The organism is Maribacter spongiae (genome assembly GCF_047345125.1).
In the GTDB taxonomy this organism is placed as follows: domain Bacteria; phylum Bacteroidota; class Bacteroidia; order Flavobacteriales; family Flavobacteriaceae; genus Maribacter.
The window spans coordinates 90,978-113,739 of sequence record NZ_JBLFEQ010000003.1 but is presented as its reverse complement, the minus strand read 5'-3'; the positions used below and the strand labels follow the sequence as shown (position 1 = coordinate 113,739).

Below are 22,762 nucleotides of genomic sequence, written 5' to 3'. Positions count from 1 at the left end.
GAACTTTAATACTTAATGGGAAAGTTGCGATCGGATAACTTGATTTTTAAAAAATAAGAAAATTGATATCGCTGTATTGCATATCGAACCATTCCCCAATGGACTTATTGGTTAGCACGCCATGGTACATATAGAGTCCGTTTCTCAGCCCCTTATCAAAACGGAGCGAATTTTCCAATCCGCCATCCTCACCGATTTTTAGCAGATAGGGTGTAAAAATATTACTGATGGAAATGGATGATGTTTTTGGATATCTGGATGGGATGTTCGGCACCCCGTAGTGGACGACCCCGTATTTTTCTATGGTGGGGTTATTGTGGTCCGTAATTTCACTGGTTTCAAAACAACCGCCGGTATCTATGCTCACATCAATGATTACCGCTCCTTTTTTCATATGTTCCACCATGGTACTGGTCACTACCACCGGAGACCGGTCCTTGCCCCGGGTAGCCCCTATGGCGGCATCACATCTTTTTAGGGCCTTGAGCAGGTTTTTGGGCTGTATGGTAGAGGTATAGACCGTTTGTTTTAAGTTAGTCTGGATATTCCGCAGTTTGGTAATGGAGTTATCGAACACTTTAACATTGGCACCTAATCCAATGGCCGATCTGGCCGCAAATTCCCCTACCGTACCTGCACCTATAATTACGACCTCGACCGGGGGTACACCACTAATGTTTCCGAACATCAACCCATTTCCCTTATTACTGGCGGCCATAAGTTCCGCTGCGACCAATACGGAAGAAATTCCCGCTATTTCACTCAATGAGCGTACAGCAGGGTATTTTCCGTCCTCGTCCCTAATATATTCAAAGGCGATGGCGGTAATCCGTTTTTTGGCCAACTCCTCAAAATAACCCTTACCCTTTGTCTTTATCTGCAAGGCCGAAATAACCGTAGTCTGTGGATTGATCATGGAAATTTCGGAAAGGGTGGGCGGCTCTACTTTTAAGAGCAAGGGGCATGAAAATACTTTTTTAGTGTCTTTAGTGATCTCTCCCCCCGCATGGGTATAATCCATATCGGAAAAATGGGCACCTTCACCTGCACCGGATTCTATAAGTACGCGATGGCCGTTGGCGGTTATGGCATTTACGGCATCTGGAGTAAGGCAGATACGTTTTTCCTGATATTGGTTTTCTTTGGGCAGACCAATAAAAAGCTCCCCTTTTTGTTTTAGGACTTCCAGGGTCTCTTCCTGGGGGAGTAATTGTTGCTTGCTAAAGGGAGAAGACGGTTGATCCATAGTTGGTTGTATAGACCAGATTATACGGTCTTCCCAAATGTACAATTTTTAACTAAAATGATCAAGTTTAGACCGGTGGGAAGAAAAAGGGAAATTAAAACTTAAAGTGCAACCAATCTTGTAAACGATGTTGCAATTGCTTTAAACTGCTTTCTATATTGCCCGTGGAGAGCCTTCTGTTGATTTCCTCCGAGAGCGTTTCTGTTCGTATGGTATCCTCTTTATTTAAATCGGCATCGGCATCTTTGTTCTTATCCTCAGGAACGGTGTTTTGTTCCAGTTTTTCTTTAAGTTCCGATAATTCGGCATCCATGGCCTCTATATCTATACCATGAACATGCTTGTCATATAACTTTACCCGTATAAAATAGACTAAAGGAATTACAACCATACATACAGGCAGTAACCAAAGAATATTTTCAGTATCTACATACTTATCATCCGAATAAACTACTTCGAATAGCTGAAAAGCATACATTGTAATTGGAATCAGAATAGCGTGGTACCACCAATGTTTACATGTGAAAAACCATATGAATAATAGATATAATGGAATGATTTTACCTAATAAAAACCATATATAGGTACTCACATCTACAAAACCATTGCTATCCATGATAAATCCCAAGAATTCAAAATCTTCCTCGGTATTTCTTGGGAAATATTCATGCGCCTTGAAAATAAAGGGGGAAATAACAATAAAAAAAACCATAAAAGAATCGATAACTATTCTCTTTTTGGCCTTTCTACTTTTTTCAATTTTCAAATCGCTCATCAATGTTATTTTACCTGTATAACATTATGGTAACGAAAAAAAGGGCAATTTATTGATTGCCCTTTTATTTTTTTGATAATTTTAATTTATTACCTATCTCCTTCCTGGAATCCTAATCTTGGTTTTATCGACTCCTAATTGCTGACTATCTTGATCAATAGTAATTACAGGAGCGACAGTTGCAAGAAGAAAAATTCCTAAAGCAATAGAAGCTAAAAATGTTCTTTTGTTTTTCATTTTCAATAGGGGTTTTAGTTAAAAATTATTTATCTCAAAACAAACGTAAGAAATAATCTACAGACAAAGCACATTTAAACGTTAAAATTATGCACTTTATCGTAAAAAAAATACATTTCATCGATTTCTTGGTATTTCATCGAAAAAATACAATAAAATATCGGTACAAACGATATGCTTAAAAATTAACAGGAAAAGGCTTTAAAATGAAATTCTTCGTGTTTGGGCATCTATAATTTCCAATTGGAGAAAAGTTGTATTTGCGGGAAGTAAATTGGGGATTTTTTCGGGCCATTCCATAAAAACCCATACATCGGAATTTAAATAATCTTCCAGGCCCATATCCAGGGCCTCCATTTCATCGTTCAATCTGTAAAAGTCAAAATGATAGGCCAAAAGTTCCCCCTTTTGGGAAACATATTCGTTTACAATACCAAAAGTGGGACTATTGGCTTCTTCCGCACCCCCTAAATTTTTTACCAGGGATTTTATCAGGGTAGTTTTACCGGCACCCATAGGTCCTTTAAAGACCAAAATTTTAGTATTTGTATTTTCAATGATTTTTTTGGCAATTTGATTTATTTCTTTGTGTATGTAGATTATTTTCGGCATTTTGTTTAAATTACAAAATTATCAATTACCTAATTATATGAAAGAGTTTTTGTCACGAATATTTTGGCAAGATTTTGTTTTGTCCATTTTAATCCTGCTTTCCCCCTTGCTATTTTATTTATATCTCTTTTTTGATGAAAACCTCAGTTATTTTTTTATTTTAAATTATAAGCACTATCATGGCTTTATTGACAATCAAATTTTTGCATGGTATTTTTTAATTAAACTTTTAGGTATAGTCCTATGTTCTTTTTGGTTTTTTAATTTTCCAAGAAAAATCAAATATTTTGTTTTAATACCAATATTTTTCTGGACAAACAGTTTGATACTGGTGTTATTTGAAAATAGCGATTTAAAAAATTTATATTCTATATTTTCAGCTGTACTGACAATTTTAATTCTTTTGTCAATAAATGCATACAAAGTAAAGAAAGGTATGTCCATACCGCCAAAATCCCTGAATTTCTATAACAATAGAAGTATTTTATTTAAATCTATAGATTCTAAAATATTCAACAATAAAGTTTTGAGTAAAGATTTGAGGCATCTAATTCATCTTAAGGATTATATAGATTCATTATTGGATGAAGATAAAAAAGCAAATTCTACTATTTTATTTCCTAAATGGCTCGATTTTATGACTGTAATTGGATTATTAATATTCCCATTTTTATATTTTGGTCATTCTTTAATTCCTGACAATCTCTTAAAAACATCCATTTTGGGAATTGTTTTAAAACCTTTTGGTTTTTATGATATCGATGATTTTATTTGGTTTTTATCACAAAAGATATGTCTACTAATCCCAACGATTTTATGGTTTTTAAATTCAATACAATGGTGGAGATACGCAATTTTTTCACCAATAATAATTTTTTCCTTCCAGATTTGGGAAATTTTTCAGAGTAATGATTTTGTAGATGAAGTTTCTTTAAGCAGTTCCATTCCTTTTATATCAATAATATTAATTGTTCTTTTGATAATTTCAAAATTAAGATTTAAAAAAATTAGAATTTTGAGCTTATATCAACAAATATGTTCACAGATTGAGAAGTTGATTGTCCAAGAAACCAAAAATTCAAATTTTAACCTTGGCAAGGTTAAGGTTTTAGGGAATAAAACAAATTTACAAAGCTTAATAAATTATAAAAATGAAGTTGAAATGAAAATCGCTGAATTAGAACAATATAATTAATTTCAATATAAATAAAACAACAATCAAAAAGTTTATTTATAAGGAAATAAACACCTAATATTTCAATGGGAGTATGGGTTGATCAGCTAATCTCTTTTTGTTTTTTTTCTATTTCGGCAGTAACTTCTTTGAGCAAACGCTTTAATTCCTGTTCCTGGCGTTCTCTGATTTTTTTTTCAATTAACTGCTCTATCTCCGACTGTTTTGACTTTGGCAACGAATCATAATCCAGAATCAACTCTTTCCCATCTTTTTTTAACATACTGCCCACACCGGTAATAAGCCATTCTACATTTAGTTCGGGATAGACCTTAAGGATATTTTCAATGACATCACTACCTACAGAAGCATTGTTCTTTTTCATTCGTAGGGTATAGCCATTTGCGGCTCCTATGGAAATATCAAATTGCCGGGCACTTACGCCGGCATATTTAACAAATTGTATTATACGGTCAATAGTCTTTAGCATAATTAAATAAATCCTTGGCCAATAGTATAAATCTCTATTGTATAAAGGTACAACTTCGCGCATTAATAAAAAAAATCCTGTTTCTTCTCTTTTTATTAACGAGTAATTATAGAGTGACCCAAGTGATAAGGTCATTCGTTATTCATATTTAAAAGGACATTCAACCTTTCTATTGTATATCGTTCAGATAGTTTTACATTATTAAAAAATGTAGTGGGGGTTATGGTTATCATTGTTTTTTCTGACCAGATATAATTATTTTCTAAAATACTCAGGACCAGTTCATTTGTTTCCAAAACATATTTTTTAATAAATGAATTGTGATTACGGGTCTCGTACCATTCTTTCAATATTTCCTTAAAATTATTTTTGCTAGTAATAAATTGATTGATCAATAAACAGGAAGCAAAAAACTTAGCATCGTCTTTTACATAAGGGTTGCCGACAAAACGAATAATTACAGTGGCAAAATCAGGGTGTTCATCAAGCAATTTTAGAATAAATTTATATTCCCTTCCGCAGGCTGGGCAAAAGGGATTCATGGCTACTACTAGTTTATTGGGCGCATTGGGGTTTCCCAATAGAATATCATTGGATCGTATATCCATTTCAAAAAATGTTCCTTTCAGCTGTAAGAACTGAAATACCTCCAGGTTGTTTGTTATGCGCAGATAAGAATAAAGCAATCCTTTATAATTGGACGAGCGGATCAATATTCTTTTTAGAAATAACCAAATTACCGCAGGTGTCAAAAGGCATAGGACAAAGATCAGAAGACCATCACCTCTATATGGCAGAGTATCATTATTACGAACAAAAGCGATCATTCCTAAAATAGCCTCCGCCCAAAGAGCAAAAATAATGGCGAGACAAAGACTGCACCATTTTTTTATTTTAAATGCCTGGTAAACCAACGAGAATATCGTGTAAGGCAATCCCATTAAGCTAAGTAGGCCCAGACATACTAAAATGGTACGCGCTATTTCTCCGGATAATGGAACAACAAATGATAAAGCCAAAAATGTTCCCATAAAGTATAAAAACCCTAAGTCTGTCATGGACAGCCAATCAAATATTTTAGCGGCGGGAGAATTAAGTACATCATTGCAATTTATCTTTTTACCGGTCTTACAAAAACGGTACTCCGTATCCTTATTAATTTCCTTCGTCACAAGAAGTATGGATACTACCAGCCCCAATACTTTTAACAATAACAATAAAGATAAAATTCCCGGGCCTGCACAATAACCGAGTATTGCCATTACTGGAACAAATGCAGTTATCAAGATTGGGGCCCTTGACCAAAGCAATCTCTCACGGTGCTTCTTTTTTTTATAATTTTTCTCTTCAATTTTTGCGTTTGTATCAACTAAGACTACAAGGGGACTCCACAATTTTTTAAAATTGATCATGGAATTTTCCCGATAGCCATTTGATGGATGAAAATAATGTATGGTACTATCGGTTACGGAGGTTACCAAAACAATCTCTTCAGAATTTGTATGTGCCAAAAAAGGAGTATCCAACTGTTTTAATTGTTCTGCCGTAATTTTTACGGCCTTGTTATCAATACCCAAATCGGATAAGGTATTGGTAATTGAAAACATGGAAGGATAGGAAGGGTGCTGTAACAATTTATCATCTATAGTACTGTAAGTAATTTTCCAGTTCATTACTTTAACCAGTTCAAATAATACGATGGATATGGGTTCTTTCTTTGATTTGAACATAACTAGGATAGTTGGCTTTGAACAAGTTTATAATAATGCCCTTCTTTTGCCAACAGAGCATGGTGTGTACCCTCTTCAACAATTACTCCCTTGTGCAACACTATTATTTTATTGGCATACTTAACGGTACTTAGGCGATGGGCTATAACAACTACGGTCTTATTTTTGGTGGCGGAAGTAAGATTTTTGATAATGGCCGATTCATTTTCTGCATCCAGGGCGTTGGTAGCTTCATCAAAAAAGATGAAAGAAGGGTTCTTGTATAATGCCCTTGCGATCAATAAACGCTGCTTTTGCCCCTGACTTAGCCCCGTTCCTTCACTACCTATTTTTGTTTCGTATTGTAGTGGCAATGATTCGATCCAATCTTTAATATTGGCCGTTTGTACCGAATGGAGCAGTCGTTCTATATTTATACGATCATAGGTCTTTAAGGAAATATTGTTCGCAATGGTATCGCCGAATATATAATTGTCCTGCATGACAACGCCACATTGCTCTCGCCAATGGTAATCCGAAATAAACTTTAGATTTATATCGCCGATCAATAAGGCACCATTAGTTGGAGTGTATAATTTTAGAAGTAGCTTTAATAATGTAGTCTTGCCACTACCGCTAGATCCTACAATGGCCGTAGTTTTATTATGGGGAATATCCAGATTTACATTGTTCAGTACTTTAGGGGAATGTGGTCCCTCATATTGAAATGAAACATTTTGTAACCTTATCCCACTTTTTTGAGGAATAGCAGTATGGACAGCACTTTTGTCCCGTTCTTTATTGACTACTTCGCTTAGGCGCTCAAGACTGATTTTAGCATCCTGATAAGAATGTGTGAGCCCTAAAAATGAAGCTAAAGGCGCCTGTATTTGACCCATTATGAATTGTACGGACATCATCATGCCCAAGGTCATATTTCCGTCTATAACGGAAGTGGCAACAATGATACTGATCACTATGCCGGCCACAGTGTTTATAATGGTGGCACCTGATGATTGAAATTGCCCCCAGAGTAGAACTTTTTTACTTAATTTATAGCTTTTTGACTGTACACGTTCCCATTCCCATCTTTTTTCCTTTTCAATATTATTGAGGATAATTTCCCGTGAACCATAAAAAAGCTGTAAAATTTTATTTTCGCTATCGGCGGCAATTTTAAAGCCTTCATGGTCAAACTCCCTTCTTTTGGGTAGAAACAATAAGATCCAACCGATATAAAGACTGTTCCCCAATAAAAAGATCAATAATAACTTATAGTTATAGTAGGCCAATATAGAAGTATAGATAATAAAATTGAATATGGACACGATGACCGAAAACAATGACTGGTTCAAAAAACTTTCGATTCTGGAATTATCCCCTATACGTTTTGTAATATCACCTACGGTCTTAAGTTCAAAAAAGGTAAAGGGCATGGTCATAAGTTTGGCCACGTAACCGATGACAAACGAAAGACTGATACGAATGCTCAAATGCAGGGAAATCCATGATTGTATGAATGAAATAACAGTGGAACCAATGGTCAGCATCAACTGCGCTATCAATACCAAATAGATAAAATTGATATTTCTGCCCAAAATGCCGATATCGACTACTGATTGGGTTATAAAAGGGGTCAATAGGCTCACTAAACTCGAAAAAATAATGGCAAAGCATATCTGGACCAATAGATTTTTATGTGGTAAAAAATATTTGAAAAAATGACCAAAGGTGGCTTTTTCCTCTTCTTCCTGGTCATAGAACTTGGGGGTAGGTTCTAAAAGAAGGGCAATACCTTCCGAACCATTATCGCCCCAATACTTTTTAAGATCGGAATGGAGCAGTTTTAAGCTTCCCTTATCGGGGTCGGCTATATAAGCATATTTCCCATCCGTTTTATAGAGTACTATAAAATGGATTCCTTCCCATGGTAAAATACAAGGTAACGGAACTTTCTTTATTAGTGTTTCCATATCTACCCGTGTTCCCAAGGATTTAAGGCCTATGGTCTCCGCAGCATGACTAATTCCCATTAAAGAGACCCCTTCCCGGGTTATGTAGCTCAGTTCACGTAACCTGTCCAAGGTAATTTCCTTTCCATAATGTTTGGCCACCATGCGCAAACAGGTAGGACCACAGTCCATTTTATCAAATTGTTTGTATAATTTAAACTTTGGCATGCAAGAAGCTGGTTGTTAATTCTTGAACAGATTTTCAAATTGATAAAAGATGCGCTGTATAACCGTTTGGTCTTTGGTAATTATATCCGCCTGTGCAGTAAGCATTTGTTTGAAAACGATTTTATTTTCATAATTGGTCATAAGCCCCTTGGGCAGTTCAATAATGATACTATATAGATTTTCGACAGGTATTTCGGAAATACGGATGACCTTACCTTCTATGGTACCGTATTCGTGATAGGGGTAGGCATCCAGTTTTAAAATCACCTTATTTCCATTTTTTACTTTTCCGGCATTTTCTACGGGAAACATGCCTACGGCCTGTAATTTTTGCTTTTGAAAAGGTAGAATCGTCAAAATACGTTCTCCCGCAGTTAAGAAATCTCCCTCATTGATTTCGTTAAAAAAAGAGAGTTTACCATTGATTTGGGCGATAATCAAATATTGGGATTCCCAGAGTTTCAATTGACTTTTCAATTCGTTCAACGCTTTTTGATAGTTACTCTTCAATTGCTGTTCGTATTCCGTTTTTTGAAGTTTTAATTCCATTACCTCACGCTCCAGATTGGCAATGGACATACGTTCTGCATTCAGACTTTTATGGTCATTGGCAAAGCTCATTTCCTTTTGCAGCAGGTTTTGTTTTATTTGCTCGAATTCGGAAGTGGAAATCACCCCTTTATCAAAAAGGGTTTGATAACGTTCAAACTCCCTGTGTTTGGAATCAAAATCCTTTGCACTGCTGTTAAGGTATTTTTTGGAATAGCGAAGTCCCTTGGTATTTCCCGATAAAATACCATTTAGGCTATTGAACCGTTTTTCAAAAGGTTGTTCCAAGTTGTAGTTTTTAATGTTTAAGACGGCTAGCGCATAACTATTATATACAGCTTGAAGGTTCCCAAGACTATCCAGCCAAACACTACCGGAATGCATAAGGCTATCGGGAGCCTTATTGGCCAGGCTTTTGTTTAATTGCAGTACTTGATGGTAAGATGTCGTACTTTCCAAAAGTAAAATAGGTTCGCCTTTATAGACGGTATCATTTTCGGAAACAAGGAATTTTTGAAGAACGGGAGCATTTACTTTAGCAATAACATCAACAGGAGGTCTTGGTGTTGTGATATTTACTTTACCGATAATAAAATCGGGATATTTGACCAACCAGGCTGCCAGCAAAAACAAGAACAAGAAAAATAACAGGGCACCGATGCCATATCGGATAAGCCAATTGGGCTTTTTATCTATAATTTCATTAATATGCGGGCTAGGATCGGTAAACCTGGTTTCCAAGAAATAATATATTTAGTTTTTTTGGCAATATATGAATATTTTCTATTTATAAAGATTATTTTCTATATTCGTGATTATTAACCTTTAATTTTTTAATTATGAATACACAAAAACTAAGTTTACATGAATTTGAAGCAGTTGGCAAGATTGAACTGTTGAAAACGAAAGGAGGTTTGGCAGATGGTGCACCAATTCCCTTGCCTAAAAAATACAACAATAGGGGTGCTAGTGGAAGTGGAGGAATTGATAATTGCCCAAGATGTGATTCACGAAGATGTAATGGGTCAAGCCATTCTAACACAAATGTTCAAAGCGGCACATATGCTGCAACAGGTTCTGGAATATTTTCGGCGGGTACGGGAGGCAATCCACTTGCCGCCATAGGAGCATTTGTAGTTGGTTCACTGAGCGATTTTTTCTTAGATAATCAAATAGGGGACTATTATGGTAATTATTCTACTCAGGGAACCGGATCTAAAGTGGATATATGGGCTGATGCATATGGTTATAATACAAATCCAAATACATTTGGTGGCATGCATAATAATGCATGTGGTGGCAGAAATTGATCTTTATGATATTTTTACCCTTAGCTTGTGCGCTTTTATATAGGGCGCATAAGCTTTATTAAGTAAAAGATTTATGGAAATTAGATTAATAGCAAAACAATATGCCAAATCCTTATTTATTTATGGAATAATGGCAGGATTTACGATTGTATTTTGGAATTACACAGGTAGCGGGAAAATAAGTTTGGAGGAAAAAGTGTTTATAGTACTTGCCATTTGGCTAACATCTTCCATATCATCGGTTTATATACAAATTGAATCTCTTAAAAGAATCAAGAATTCCAAGTTATTGACGAAAGAAGATTTTAAGATGTGCCAAACAAAATTGTTGAAGAAAAGTATTCCCATAGAGAACGCACTTCAAGTATTGAGGTCAAACAAAGTTACCGAAAAATGGAATTTTAAAATTATAGATTCAGAAATATATGGTAAATCAAAAATGTGGATAGGTTTGTGTGGAGAGAACTTAAAAATTGGATTTTTTGTAAATCAAATAACCATTCAAAGCAGGCCGGTTTTAAGAACGACTATCTTTGATAATGGAAAAAATTTAAGAAACGTTAAAGCGATAAAAAAAATTCTTGCAAATATTTCAATTGAAGATTAATTGTTTTGAATTCATCTTGACTTTTTCAAATCCGCTGATTCCTAACCTAGATATAGTTCTGTATGAAAACCTATCTAGGCTCCAAAACTACAAAAGGAATGATCATTTCTTCCAAGGATACGCCGCCATGTTGATAAGTGTTCCGATAGTAGCTCACATAATGGTTATAATTATTGGGGTAGGCAAAGAACAGGTCGTTCTTGGCAAAAATATAGGAACTGCTCATATTGATACTGGGCAGGTGAACGCTTTTGGGATCTTTGGCCGCCAAAACATCATTATCCTCATAAGTAAGGCTCCTTCCTGTTTTATACCGTAGGTTTAGACTGGTATCGCGATCACCGATGACCTTAGAGGGCGATTTTACATTAATGGTACCATGATCGGTGGTAATAATGAGTTTCATGTCCAAAGATTGTGCCTGTTGGATTATTTCCAATAAAGGAGAGTTTTTAAACCAGCTTTGTGTTAAAGATCTGTAGGCCTTGTCATTGGATGCCAATTCCTTGATTACTTCCATCTCCGTTTTGGAATGGGAAAGCATATCCACAAAATTATAAACGATTGCGGTAAGGTCATTGTCCTTTTGCGATTTGAAATTTTGCGAAAGCTGTTTCCCCTGTTTCAGGCTACTGATTTTATGGTATTGCCACGTAATATCCAACCCCAATCGTTGTATCTGTTCCCCCAGGAATTTATCCTCAAAAAGGTTCTTACCCCCCTCGTCCGTATCGTTTTTCCACCAGTCCGGATATTTTTTTTCCATATCCAAAGGGGTCAGGCCGGAAAATATGGCGTTACGTGCATATTGGGTGGCCGTTGGCAAAATGCTATAATAAGATCGTTCTTTGCGCTTATGATAAAAAGAACCGACAATATCCTCAAAAGCGTACCATTGATCATAACGTAAATTGTCCACCACGATCAACAATGTTTTTTTGTTTTTTATTTCAGGTGCGATCCATTCCTTGAACAGCGTATGGGACATTACCGGGGCATCATAATCCGTAAACCATGCGGGATAATTCTTGTCCACAAACTTTCCAAACTGCTGATTGGCCTCTGTTTTTTGCGATTCCAATATTTCGAACATACCATTATCCTCGATTTCTTCCAATTGAAGCTCCCAATAGATCAATTTTTTATAGAGCTCGCTCCAGGCTTCATACGAATTGACCATGGAAAGATCCATGGCGATCTTTCGAAATTCCTGTTGGTAATTACTCGTAGTCTTTTCAGAAATGAGTCTGGAATGGTCCAGATTCTTTTTAAGGGATAGTAAAATCTGGTTGGGGTTAACGGGTTTTATCAGGTAATCCGCTATTTTGGAACCAATGGCTTCCTCCATGATAAACTCCTCTTCACTTTTCGTGATCATGACCACAGGCAACGACGCATCCAAAAGTTTGATTTCGTTCAAGGTCTCCAATCCCGAGATACCCGGCATGTTTTCATCCAAAAAAACAATGTTAACCTGTATATTGGCCAGTTCATCCAGGGCTTCCTGACCACTTTGACAGGTAATGACCTCATAATTTTTTCCCTCCAGAAATAAAATGTGCGGTTTTAGCAGATCTATCTCATCATCTACCCATAATATCCTGATTTTATTCATATTGCCGAAACATTATTTGAGGTGTATTTAAAATAAGCTATAGGACCTATGCAAGCCCTGCCACTTTTTGAAAAAGGTCTTGTTACATTTGCATAACTTTGAATCATTATTCTTAAAATTCCATTTTGCCTTGGCCACTTCCAACAAACTAAAAATATTCAATGATCCAATTTACGGATTTATTAGAATCCCCAACACGCAGATTTTTGATCTTATAGGCCATCCTTATTTTCAGCGGTTAAGAAGAATCTCGCAAATGGGGCTCTCCTATCTGGTCTATCCGGGTGCACACCACACCAGGTTTCACCATGCCCTGGGGAGTATGTTTTTAATGCAAAAAACTATACAAGTGCTTAACTTTAAGGGGGTTGGGTTGAAGAAAGAGGAAGAAGACGGTTTGTTGGCCGCCATACTTTTACATGATATTGGCCATGGGCCGTTCTCCCATGCTATGGAACATAGCATTGTCAACGGTATAGACCACGAATACATTTCTTTGAAATTTATGGAAGAACTCAACCGAATTTTTAACGGAAGTTTAACCGTTGCCCTGGCTATTTTTTCTGGAAAACACCCGAAGAAATTTCTAAATCAACTTGTTTCCAGCCAATTGGATATGGATCGGCTCGATTATCTTAAAAGAGATAGTTTTTACACGGGTGTGGCAGAGGGAAACACCAATGCCGAAAGGCTTATTACCATGCTCAATGTAGTGGACGGAAATTTGGTGGTGGAAGAAAAGGGAATCTATTCCGTTGAAAAATTCTTATTGGCCAGACGCTTTATGTATTGGCAGGTCTATTTGCATAAGACCGGGGTAGTGGCGGAGCAATTATTGATAAACATCCTTAAAAGGGCCCGTTTCCTGATCGGTCAAAAGATCCATGTAATGGCCAGTCCGTCTTTGCTGTACTTTTTGGAAAACAATATCCGAAAAGAGGGTTTTGATAAAAGCACATTGGACATTTTCTCCAAATTGGATGATATAGATGTAATGTCCGCTATTAAGGCGTGGCAAGATCACAAGGATTTTGTCCTTTCCAAACTGTGCGAAATGATCATTGACAGGAAATTGTTGCATATCAAAATTAAAAAAGGCCCCGTTTCGGCCACAAAGATTTCGGAGAAGATAGATATGGTGCGGCACAATTATAATATCGATAAAGAGGAAGCGGCATACTTTGTCTTTAACGGTCAAATAGAGAACAAGGCCTATAACCAAGAATCCCAAAATATCAATATCCTTAAAAAGAACGGAAAGATCGTTGATGTGGCAAAGCTTACGGACCATCTTAATTTAAGTGCACTCTCCAAAACGGTCACCAAACATTATATCTGTTACCCAAAAGAAGCTGTTTAACTATTTTTCTTACTTTTGTGCCCATGGTATTTACAGCAGGTCAGATTGCAGGTATTTTAGAAGGTGAAGTACAGGGAAATCCCGAGATAGCCGTTCATAAACTTGCGAAAATAGAGGAGGGGGAAAAGGGTTCTTTGACCTTTCTTGCCAATCCCAAATACACGTCGTTCATATACAAGACCAAGGCTTCGATTACGATCGTCAATAAGGATTTTGTGCCCGAACAGGATTTAACGACCACATTGATAAAGGTAGAAGATGCCTATAAGTCTTTTTCCCAATTATTGGAGTATTACAATCAGGTAAAAAACAATAAAACGGGAATAGAAGAACCGGTCTTTAAATCCGGTTCCGCCAAATACGGAGAAGGCCTATATTTAGGTGCATTTTCCTATTTAGGGAACGATGTAAAGATCGGTAACAACGTAAAAATTTACCCCAACGTTTATATTGGGGACAATGTGGACATTGGAAATAACGTAACCATTTTTTCGGGTGCCAAAATATACTCGGAGAGTAGTATCGGAAATAACTGTACGATCCATAGCGGTGTAATTATCGGTGCGGACGGGTTTGGTTTTACGCCAAATGAAAAAGGGGAATTCAGTAAAGTACCGCAGACGGGAAACGTGATCATAGAAGATAATGTGGATGTAGGTGCCGGTACGACCATAGATCGGGCAACCTTGGGGTCTACCATACTTAGGAAAGGGGTGAAGTTGGACAATCAAATACAAATCGCCCATAACGTGGAAATAGGAGAACATACCGCAATAGCTGCGCAAACGGGGATTGCAGGTTCCACAAAAATCGGGAAGCACTGTATGATCGGAGGGCAAGTAGGGATCGTGGGCCATATAACCATTGGGGATTATGTGAAGATCCAGGCGCAATCCGGTATCGGAAGAAATGTAAAGGACAATGAAGTATTACAGGGTTCCCCTGCACTCAACTATGGCGATTATAACAAATCCTATGTCCATTTTAAGAATTTGCCAAAAATAATCAGTAGAATCGATAGCTTGGAAAATAAAGATCGATGATGAAGACAACAGAAAAACAACGCACCATTGCCAAAGAGGTTTCCCTGACCGGCGTGGGACTGCATACCGGGGAAAATGTAACCATTAAATTTTTACCGGCACCGGAAAACCATGGCTACGCATTCAAAAGAGTAGATTTGGAAGGCGGGCCGATCATAGAAGCTGATGCCAATTATGTAGTGAACACACAGCGGGGTACAAATTTGGAAAAGCGTGGTGTAAAAATACATACCTCGGAACACGTATTGGCGGCTTTGGTAGGTCTGGAGATAGACAATGCCCTGATCGAACTGGATTCACCCGAACCACCCATTATGGACGGCTCCTCAAAATTTTTCGTAGAGGCTTTGGAGAAAGCGGGAATCGTGGAACAGGAAGCCCATAGGGAGGTTTACGTGATAAAGGATGTTATTTCCTATAAGGACGAAGATACAGGTAGTGAAATTACCGTTATTCCATCCGAAGAGTACCAAGTAACTACTATGGTGGATTTCGGGACCAAAGTATTGGGGACCCAAAATGCCACACTGGAACATCTTTCCGATTTTAAGATGGAAATTGCGGACGCACGTACATTTAGCTTCCTGCATGAATTGGAGATGCTATTGGAAAACGGACTTATAAAAGGAGGGGACCTTAACAATGCCATAGTCTATGTGGATAAGGAAATATCCGAGGCCACCATGAAAAAACTGGAAAAAGCCTTTAACAAGGAAAAGCTGTCCGTTAAGCCAAACGGTATTTTGGACAATCTAACCCTACACCAGCCCAATGAGGCGGCACGACATAAATTACTGGATGTAATCGGGGATTTGGCCTTGGCCCGCGTAAGAATAAAGGGAAAAGTAATTGCCACAAAACCGGGACATTTTGTAAATACCCAATTTGCAAAAAAACTCGCTAAGATCGTTAAGCTGGAAAAAAGGAACAATGTTCCAAAATATGATTTGCACCAGGCCCCTTTAATGGATGTTACCCAGATTATGAACATGCTCCCCCATAGACCCCCATTTTTATTGGTCGATAAAATATTGGAGCTGTCGGATTCCCACGTGGTCGGGGTGAAGAATGTAACCATGAACGAGCCTTTTTTTGTAGGTCATTTTCCCGGAGCCCCGGTAATGCCAGGTGTTCTGCAGGTAGAAGCTATGGCTCAGACAGGAGGGATATTGGTGCTGAGTACGGTTCCCGATCCGGAAAATTATTTGACCTTCTTCATGAAAATGGATAACGTGAAGTTCAAGAGGCAAGTCCTTCCCGGGGATACCTTAATTTTTAAATGCGATTTAATTTCTCCCATCAGAAGAGGAATCTGCCATATGCAGGCATATGCCTATGCAAATGACAAATTGGTATCGGAAGCCGAATTAATGGCTCAAATTGTTAAAACAAAACCAGAAAAATAGTATGAACCAACCTCTTGCCTATGTTCATCCGGGAGCTAAAATCGCAAAGAATGTCGTAATAGAGCCCTTTACTACTATACATAATAACGTTACCATTGGCGATGGCACTTGGATAGGTTCCAATGTCACCATTATGGAAGGTGCCAGAATAGGGAAAAATTGCAATATTTTTCCGGGAGCCGTTATTTCCGCCCCGCCCCAAGATTTAAAATATGAGGGTGAAGAAACCACGGTGGTTATAGGGAACAATACTACGATCCGGGAATGTGCTACAATCCATAAAGGAACCTCGGACAGAATGAAAACGGTTATCGGTAAGAATTGCCTGATCATGGCATATTGCCATGTGGCGCATGATTGTCTGGTGGGAAACAATTGTATTTTTTCCAATAACTCTACACTGGCAGGGCACGTAACCATTGGTGATAATGTTATTCTTGCAGGTCTGGTCGCCGTACATCAGTTTGTATCCATAGGCCAACATGCCTTTGTAACTGGAGGTTCTTTGGTACGAAAAGACGTACCCCCGTTTGTAAAAGCCGCCAGGGAACCGCTTTCCTACGTAGGTATCAATTCGGTAGGTTTAAGGAGAAGGGGGTTTATTTCCGAAAAAATAAGGGAAATACAAAACATCTATCGTATTCTGTATCAGAAAAATTATAACAATACCCAGGCGGTACAGATCATAGAGGCCGAAATGGAGGCCACCCCGGAACGTGATGAAATCCTTCAGTTTATAAGGGATTCACAACGAGGGATCATGAAAGGGTATTTTAGCACAAATTAACGGAGCTGTTCCAAACGTCGTCCGTAATCCTTAATTTCGCTTTAAAATCATAAAAAAACAACTGATCAACAATGGCATCTACATCAGACATTAGAAAAGGTTTATGTATTCGTTATAACAACGATATTTATAAGATTATCGAGTTCTTACATGTTAAACCCGGCAAAGGCCCCGCTTTCGTGAGGACCAAATTAAAAAGTGTCTCTACAGGTAAAGTATTGGACAATACGTTTTCTGCGGGCCATAAAATTGAGGATGTAAGGGTTGAAACCCGCTCGTATCAATACTTATATGCAGAAGGGGAGACCTATCATTTTATGAATACCGATGATTACAATCAAATTACCTTAGAGGAAAACACCCTGGATGCCCCGGGTCTGTTAAAAGAAGGCGAAGTGGTCAAGATTATGTTCAATACAGAGGACAGCCTACCACTTTCGGTAGATATGCCCGCCAGTGTCATTTTAGAAGTGACCTATACCGAACCCGGTGTAAAAGGCAATACGGCGACCAATGCCACCAAACCTGCGAAAGTGGAGACCGGAGCGGAGATAAACGTACCTTTGTTCATTAACGAGGGTGATAAGGTTAAGATAGATACCGCCAGTGGCTCGTATATGGAACGTGTAAAAGAATAGCAACAATTTTACCGGTTTGACCGGATCTGTAATATTTTTGAAATCAGTGTCCGGAAAAATTAAAGACGTATAAATTCACACACTTTTAAATCACTAAACTTCTTTCTTGAAATTCCCAACTACATTTACGCTACGGCAGATTTCGGATATCATTAAGACCGATTATGTGGGCGATCCAAATTTTCCGGTATTGGGAATGAATGAAATCCATGTTGTGAAGGAAGGGGATATCGTTTTTGTGGACCATCCTAAATACTACGGGAAGGCATTAGATTCCAAGGCGACCATCATACTCATCAATAAAAAAGTAGACTGCCCCAAAGGCAAGGCTTTATTGATTTCCGATGACCCGTTTCGGGATTTTAATATCCTCAGTGATTATTTTAGGCCATTTAAACCTTCGGATGCCACGATATCGCCTTCGGCCAAAATAGGTGAAGGTACCATTATACAGCCCAATGTATTTATTGGAAATAATGTGGTCATAGGAGATAATTGTATCATACATGCCAACGTCTCCATTTATGACAATTGTATTTTGGGTGATGGGGTAACGATCCATTCCGGAACGGTTTTGGGAGCGGATGCTTTTTATTATAAGAACAGACCGGAGGGTTTTGATAAGTTGTTGTCGGGTGGCCGGGTGGTTCTTGGAAATAATGTGGATATAGGTGCGTTGTGTACTATTGATAGGGGGGTTACGGGCGATACCACCATTGGGGAAGGCAGTAAATTGGACAATCAGGTACAGGTAGGCCATGATACCGTAATCGGAAAAAAATGTTTGATCGCCTCCCAAACAGGCATTGCAGGTTGTGTGGTCATAGAGGATGAGGTTACCCTTTGGGGCCAGGTAGGTATTATTAGTGGTATAACCATAGGGAAGAAGGCCGTTGTCTTAGCACAATCCGGTATTGGAAAATCATTGGAAGGCGGCAAGAGTTATTTGGGCAGTCCGGCGGAAGAGGCCAGGATAAAAATACGCCAAATGGCCTACTTAAAGGAAATCCCGTCCATTCTGAAAAAAAACGGGAATAAATAAGAAGCGTAATGCTTTAGAATTCCTTCCCAAACGTATATTTTTGTGCGATAAAATTAAAAACGAATAGTAAAATGAGCGTTTTAGTAAATAAGGATTCCAAAATTATAGTTCAGGGTTTCACAGGAAGTGAAGGTACTTTTCATGCCGAACAGATGATCGAATATGGTACCAATATCGTAGGTGGTGTTACACCCGGTAAAGGAGGTCAGGAACATTTGGGAAAACCTGTTTTTAATACGGTCGCCGAAGCTGTTGAAAAAGCAGGTGCGGATACGACGATTATTTTTGTTCCGCCCGCATTTGCCGCAGATGCCATTATGGAAGCTGCTAACGCCGGGATAAAAGTCATTATTACGATTACCGAAGGTATTCCCGTAGCGGATATGGTAAAAGCTTCCGATTATATAAAAGGAAAGGATTGTAGGTTGGTCGGTCCCAATTGCCCAGGAGTCATCACGCCCGGAGAGGCAAAAGTGGGTATTATGCCCGGCTTTGTTTTCAAAGAAGGGAATGTGGGCATCGTGTCCAAATCGGGAACATTGACCTATGAAGCTGCCGATCAAGTAGTTCGCCAAGGTCTAGGTATTACCACAGCTATTGGTATCGGGGGAGACCCGATTATTGGCACGACCACAAAAGAAGCAGTCGAGCTATTGATCAATGATCCCGAAACGGAATGTGTAGTAATGATCGGGGAAATCGGAGGTCAATTAGAGGCGGATGCCGCCCAATGGTACAAAGAAAGTGGTAGCAAAAAACCTATAGTAGGTTTTATTGCCGGTGAGACCGCACCGGCGGGTAGGACCATGGGGCATGCCGGAGCTATTGTGGGAGGTAGCGATGATACCGCTCAGGCCAAGAAAAGAATTATGAGGGAATGTGGGATCAATGTGGTGGATTCCCCTGCGGAGATAGGTTTAAAAGTAAGGGAAGTAATGGCCTAAAGACTGTTAAATAGCTATTGAATCCCGTTTGTCCTGAATATATTTAAGGATTCATCGGGATTTTTTTTCACCAATATCTTAAACAAGACTTATATTTGATACCCCAACCAATTGAAAGATATATGAAATTATTAGAAGGAAAAAACGTAATTATCACGGGAGCAAGCCGAGGAATAGGAACAGGTATTGCACGCATATTTGCGGATCATGGGGCAAACATTGCTTTCACCTATAGTTCAAGTGAAGTGCCGGCCTTGGCCTTGGAAAAAGAATTGGAGGACAAAGGCATAAAAGCAAAGGCCTATAAAAGTAATGCGGCAAGTTTTGAAGAGGCGGAATTGTTGGTGAAGAACGTTTTGAACGATTTTGACGGTGTAATCGACGTATTGATAAATAATGCGGGCATTACCAAGGACAATTTATTGATGCGTATGTCCGAGGCCGATTTTGATGCGGTTATCGATATCAATTTGAAATCCGTTTTCAATATGACCAAGGCCGTTCAAAGAACTTTGTTAAAACAACGGAAAGGTTCCATTATAAATATGAGCAGTGTAGTAGGGGTCAAAGGAAATGCCGGACAAGCCAACTATGCGGCCTCAAAAGCAGGAATGATAGGCTTTACAAAGTCCGTGGCATTGGAATTGGGATCGCGGAATATTAGGTGCAATGCCATTGCGCCCGGATTTATCGAAACGGAAATGACGGATAAATTGGATGAAAAAACAGTTCAGGGCTGGAGAGATGCTATTCCGTTAAAACGTGGTGGCACAACGGAAGATATTGCCAATGCCTGTTTGTATCTGGCTTCCGACCTTTCTACCTACGTTACGGGGCATGTCCTTAATGTAAATGGAGGCATGCATACGTAATTACGGATATTACGTTAAATTCATCCTATCCGGAGATTGGATCAAAAGGTAATATCGACCCACAGTTTTAATGATATTTCCAAAAACGATTTTGGCGATAATTCCGAGCGCATAACTTAAAAAGGGAGACTATTTTTGATGGGGATTAAAACAATTTCACTCATTATTTTGGCGGCGGTAATAGCCCTTTTTATTGTTCTTCTACAATATCATTTTAAAGTTCAAAACAGGTCACGACAAAATCTTATCCTGTCCTTTCTTCGGTTTTTAGGAATTTTTGGAGTTTTACTATTGATCGTAAATCCAAAATTCAAAAAGACCATATATACCATTGAAAAAACCAATTTAGCCGTATTGGTGGATAATTCGTCTTCCATGGGGGAAAACGGGGAACGGGTACAGGAGGTACTATCCACATTAACGGCCAACGGGGAAATTAAAAATAGATTTAATATAGATACGTACCGATTTGGGGACGAGTTGGTTCCTTTGGATAGTCTTTCGTTTACGGAAAAGCAGACCAACATTGATAAGTCCATTCGGATATTGGAAAATATTTATTCCAAAGAAAATACGGCCGTTATATTGTTATCGGACGGGAATCAGACTATTGGAAGGGATTATTCTTTTACCGTTCCCAGAAACAACCTTACCGTTTATCCAATTACGGTGGGCGATACCACGGTTTATGAAGATTTAAATATAGGCCCTGTCAATACCAATACATATGCATTTTTAAGAAATAAATTTCCTTTGGAAACTTTTGTAACCTATCAGGGCAACGGTTCCGTTTCGGCAAATGTTTCAATACACGTAAACGGCAAATCGGTATATACGCGATCCATTAAACTGTCCGAAGCACACAACCTCCAAAACATCCATACCACAATTGAGGCAAATTCGGTCGGGTTTAAAAATATAGAAGTAACCGTAACGGAATTACCTACGGAAAAGAACACGTTTAATAATGCCAGGAAAACCGTTGTTGAAGTTATCGATGAAAAAACCAAAATTGGCCTGATTTCAACTATGGTCCATCCGGATTTGGGTGCCTTAAAAAAATCGATAGAAAGCAATGAGCAGCGAGTCGTAAAAATTCTAAAGCCCAATGCAGGTCGGCGAGAATTGGAGGATATCGATTTGTTTATCATATACCAGCCCATAGTTTCCTTTAAAAATATTTTTGATTATTTGAAAAAAGCACGATCCGACTATTTTTTGATTACCGGTATAAATACCGATTTCGGGTTCCTTAATAGTGTTCAATCGGATTTTAATATAGAAGATGGTTATCCCCAGCAAGAGGTTATCGGATCGCTTTATAATGGATTTACCAAATTTGATATTTCCGATTTTGATCTGATCGATTTTCCTCCCCTTGCCAGCAATGCCGGCCCCATAACCTTTAATTTGAAAAACGATCCCCTGTTGGGTACGGAAATCAAGGGACTGGACATAAATACACCCTTACTCACCATTTTTGCCGATGATGCTGTGAGAAAGGCATTGTTATTGGGTGAAGATATCTGGAAATGGAGAATACAATCCTATAGGAATAATGGGGATTTTTCGAATTTTGATGCATGGATGGGGAAACTCGTTCGCTATTTGGGCAGTAGCAAGAGTAAGAACAGATTAAAGGTTAATTACAGCAGGAATTATGCGGGGAGCAATGAGGCTATAATAACGGCCACTTATTTTGACGAGACCTATATTTTTGACCCCAATGCCCGGATATCCATTTCGGTAAAGGAAAATGATGAGGGTAAAACCATCAATTTGCCCATGGTATTGAAAAATGGTTTTTTTGAAGTTGACCTGACCCATTTACTTCCGGGAAACTACTCCTTTACGGTTGCTATTGAAAATAAAGATCATTCGGAATCGGGGCGTTTTACCATTTCGGATTTTGATATGGAACAACAATTCGTTTCCAGTGATTTTGAAAGAATGGAGCAACTGGCGGGCAACACCTCGGGCAAACATTATTTCATGCCACAATTTAAAAATTTATTAGACGAACTTGTTTCCAATAATGCCTATATCCCAACGCAAAAAGGCACTGAAAATATCGTATCTTTAATCGATTTTAAAATCCTATTGGCCATAATTGCAATTGCTTTTGCAATGGAATGGTTCATTAGAAAATATAACGGATTAATATAA

General features: G+C 38.3%; 21 protein-coding genes. 12 read left to right on the top strand and 9 right to left on the bottom strand.

All coding sequences use genetic code 11. The features are described 5' to 3' along the window. Positions 1-46 precede the first annotated feature (46 nt). The 4 genes from ACKWB9_RS05320 to tsaE form a co-directional block, all read right to left on the bottom strand. On the bottom strand, positions 47-1,246 hold the full coding sequence (locus ACKWB9_RS05320) for an alanine dehydrogenase (RefSeq protein ID WP_414001962.1): 1,200 nt from the start codon (positions 1,244-1,246) through the stop codon (positions 47-49). Positions 1,247-1,340: 94 nt separating this feature from the next. Further along, positions 1,341-2,021, bottom strand: a complete 681-nt coding sequence (locus ACKWB9_RS05315) for a hypothetical protein (RefSeq protein ID WP_414001961.1) — start codon at positions 2,019-2,021, stop codon at positions 1,341-1,343. Between the two features lie 93 nt (positions 2,022-2,114). Further along, the gene (locus tag ACKWB9_RS05310) at positions 2,115-2,258 is read right to left on the bottom strand and encodes a hypothetical protein (protein WP_414001960.1); all 144 of its coding nucleotides are present in this window, start codon (positions 2,256-2,258) and stop codon (positions 2,115-2,117) included. A gap of 201 nt (positions 2,259-2,459) precedes the next feature. Further along, entirely contained in the window at positions 2,460-2,870 is a 411-nt protein-coding gene (tsaE, locus tag ACKWB9_RS05305; protein ID WP_414001959.1) for a tRNA (adenosine(37)-N6)-threonylcarbamoyltransferase complex ATPase subunit type 1 TsaE, read from the bottom strand. Positions 2,871-2,907: 37 nt separating this feature from the next. Between tsaE and ACKWB9_RS05300 the strand changes: the two genes are divergently transcribed. Then, on the top strand, positions 2,908-4,065 hold the full coding sequence (locus ACKWB9_RS05300) for a hypothetical protein (protein ID WP_414001958.1): 1,158 nt from the start codon (positions 2,908-2,910) through the stop codon (positions 4,063-4,065). Positions 4,066-4,147: 82 nt separating this feature from the next. Here the strand turns inward: ACKWB9_RS05300 and ACKWB9_RS05295 are convergent, their stop codons facing one another. The 4 genes from ACKWB9_RS05295 to ACKWB9_RS05280 form a co-directional block, all read right to left on the bottom strand. Next, positions 4,148-4,534: a hypothetical protein gene (locus ACKWB9_RS05295; protein ID WP_414001957.1), complete on the bottom strand. Its 387-nt coding sequence runs from the start codon at positions 4,532-4,534 to the stop codon at positions 4,148-4,150. 131 nt (positions 4,535-4,665) lie between these two features. Continuing rightward, the gene (locus tag ACKWB9_RS05290; RefSeq protein ID WP_414001956.1) at positions 4,666-6,264 is read right to left on the bottom strand and encodes a vitamin K epoxide reductase family protein; all 1,599 of its coding nucleotides are present in this window, start codon (positions 6,262-6,264) and stop codon (positions 4,666-4,668) included. A 2-nt stretch (positions 6,265-6,266) separates the two neighbouring features. Further along, entirely contained in the window at positions 6,267-8,423 is a 2,157-nt protein-coding gene (locus tag ACKWB9_RS05285) for a peptidase domain-containing ABC transporter (protein WP_414001955.1), read from the bottom strand. A gap of 15 nt (positions 8,424-8,438) precedes the next feature. Next, a complete protein-coding gene (locus ACKWB9_RS05280; RefSeq protein WP_414001954.1) occupies positions 8,439-9,713 on the bottom strand; it encodes an HlyD family secretion protein in 1,275 nt (424 codons plus the stop codon). Positions 9,714-9,811: 98 nt separating this feature from the next. On the opposite strand from ACKWB9_RS05280, the gene ACKWB9_RS05275 reads away from it, so the two are divergent. Together ACKWB9_RS05275 and ACKWB9_RS05270 are read left to right on the top strand one after the other, a co-directional pair. Next, a complete protein-coding gene (locus tag ACKWB9_RS05275) occupies positions 9,812-10,282 on the top strand; it encodes a hypothetical protein (RefSeq protein WP_414001953.1) in 471 nt (156 codons plus the stop codon). Between the two features lie 73 nt (positions 10,283-10,355). Further along, positions 10,356-10,889, top strand: a complete 534-nt coding sequence (locus ACKWB9_RS05270) for a hypothetical protein (protein WP_414001952.1) — start codon at positions 10,356-10,358, stop codon at positions 10,887-10,889. Between the two features lie 70 nt (positions 10,890-10,959). Here the strand turns inward: ACKWB9_RS05270 and porX are convergent, their stop codons facing one another. After that, positions 10,960-12,504, bottom strand: coding sequence for a T9SS response regulator signal transducer PorX (gene porX / locus ACKWB9_RS05265; RefSeq protein WP_414001951.1), 1,545 nt, complete (start codon positions 12,502-12,504; stop codon positions 10,960-10,962). Positions 12,505-12,634: 130 nt separating this feature from the next. On the opposite strand from porX, the gene ACKWB9_RS05260 reads away from it, so the two are divergent. From ACKWB9_RS05260 to ACKWB9_RS05220, 9 genes are all read left to right on the top strand, one after another. Then, positions 12,635-13,864: an HD domain-containing protein gene (locus ACKWB9_RS05260; RefSeq protein ID WP_414002213.1), complete on the top strand. Its 1,230-nt coding sequence runs from the start codon at positions 12,635-12,637 to the stop codon at positions 13,862-13,864. Positions 13,865-13,887: 23 nt separating this feature from the next. Next, positions 13,888-14,907: a UDP-3-O-(3-hydroxymyristoyl)glucosamine N-acyltransferase gene (lpxD, locus tag ACKWB9_RS05255; RefSeq protein ID WP_414001950.1), complete on the top strand. Its 1,020-nt coding sequence runs from the start codon at positions 13,888-13,890 to the stop codon at positions 14,905-14,907. Then, on the top strand, positions 14,904-16,313 hold the full coding sequence (locus ACKWB9_RS05250) for a bifunctional UDP-3-O-[3-hydroxymyristoyl] N-acetylglucosamine deacetylase/3-hydroxyacyl-ACP dehydratase (protein WP_414001949.1): 1,410 nt from the start codon (positions 14,904-14,906) through the stop codon (positions 16,311-16,313). Before lpxD ends, ACKWB9_RS05250 begins: the two co-directional genes overlap by 4 nt. Before the next feature lies 1 nt (position 16,314). Continuing rightward, the gene (gene lpxA / locus ACKWB9_RS05245) at positions 16,315-17,100 is read left to right on the top strand and encodes an acyl-ACP--UDP-N-acetylglucosamine O-acyltransferase (RefSeq protein WP_414001948.1); all 786 of its coding nucleotides are present in this window, start codon (positions 16,315-16,317) and stop codon (positions 17,098-17,100) included. A 71-nt stretch (positions 17,101-17,171) separates the two neighbouring features. After that, complete coding sequence (gene efp, locus ACKWB9_RS05240; protein ID WP_414001947.1) at positions 17,172-17,738, top strand: elongation factor P; 567 nt, start codon at positions 17,172-17,174, stop codon at positions 17,736-17,738. Between the two features lie 106 nt (positions 17,739-17,844). Next, positions 17,845-18,780 carry a UDP-3-O-(3-hydroxymyristoyl)glucosamine N-acyltransferase gene (locus ACKWB9_RS05235; protein WP_414001946.1) on the top strand — a complete coding sequence of 312 codons (936 nt, stop codon included), beginning with the start codon at positions 17,845-17,847 and terminating at the stop codon, positions 18,778-18,780. Between the two features lie 71 nt (positions 18,781-18,851). Further along, on the top strand, positions 18,852-19,724 hold the full coding sequence (gene sucD / locus ACKWB9_RS05230) for a succinate--CoA ligase subunit alpha (RefSeq protein WP_414001945.1): 873 nt from the start codon (positions 18,852-18,854) through the stop codon (positions 19,722-19,724). A 122-nt stretch (positions 19,725-19,846) separates the two neighbouring features. Continuing rightward, a complete protein-coding gene (gene fabG / locus ACKWB9_RS05225; RefSeq protein ID WP_414001944.1) occupies positions 19,847-20,596 on the top strand; it encodes a 3-oxoacyl-[acyl-carrier-protein] reductase in 750 nt (249 codons plus the stop codon). Between the two features lie 138 nt (positions 20,597-20,734). Further along, positions 20,735-22,762 carry a vWA domain-containing protein gene (locus ACKWB9_RS05220; protein ID WP_414001943.1) on the top strand — a complete coding sequence of 676 codons (2,028 nt, stop codon included), beginning with the start codon at positions 20,735-20,737 and terminating at the stop codon, positions 22,760-22,762.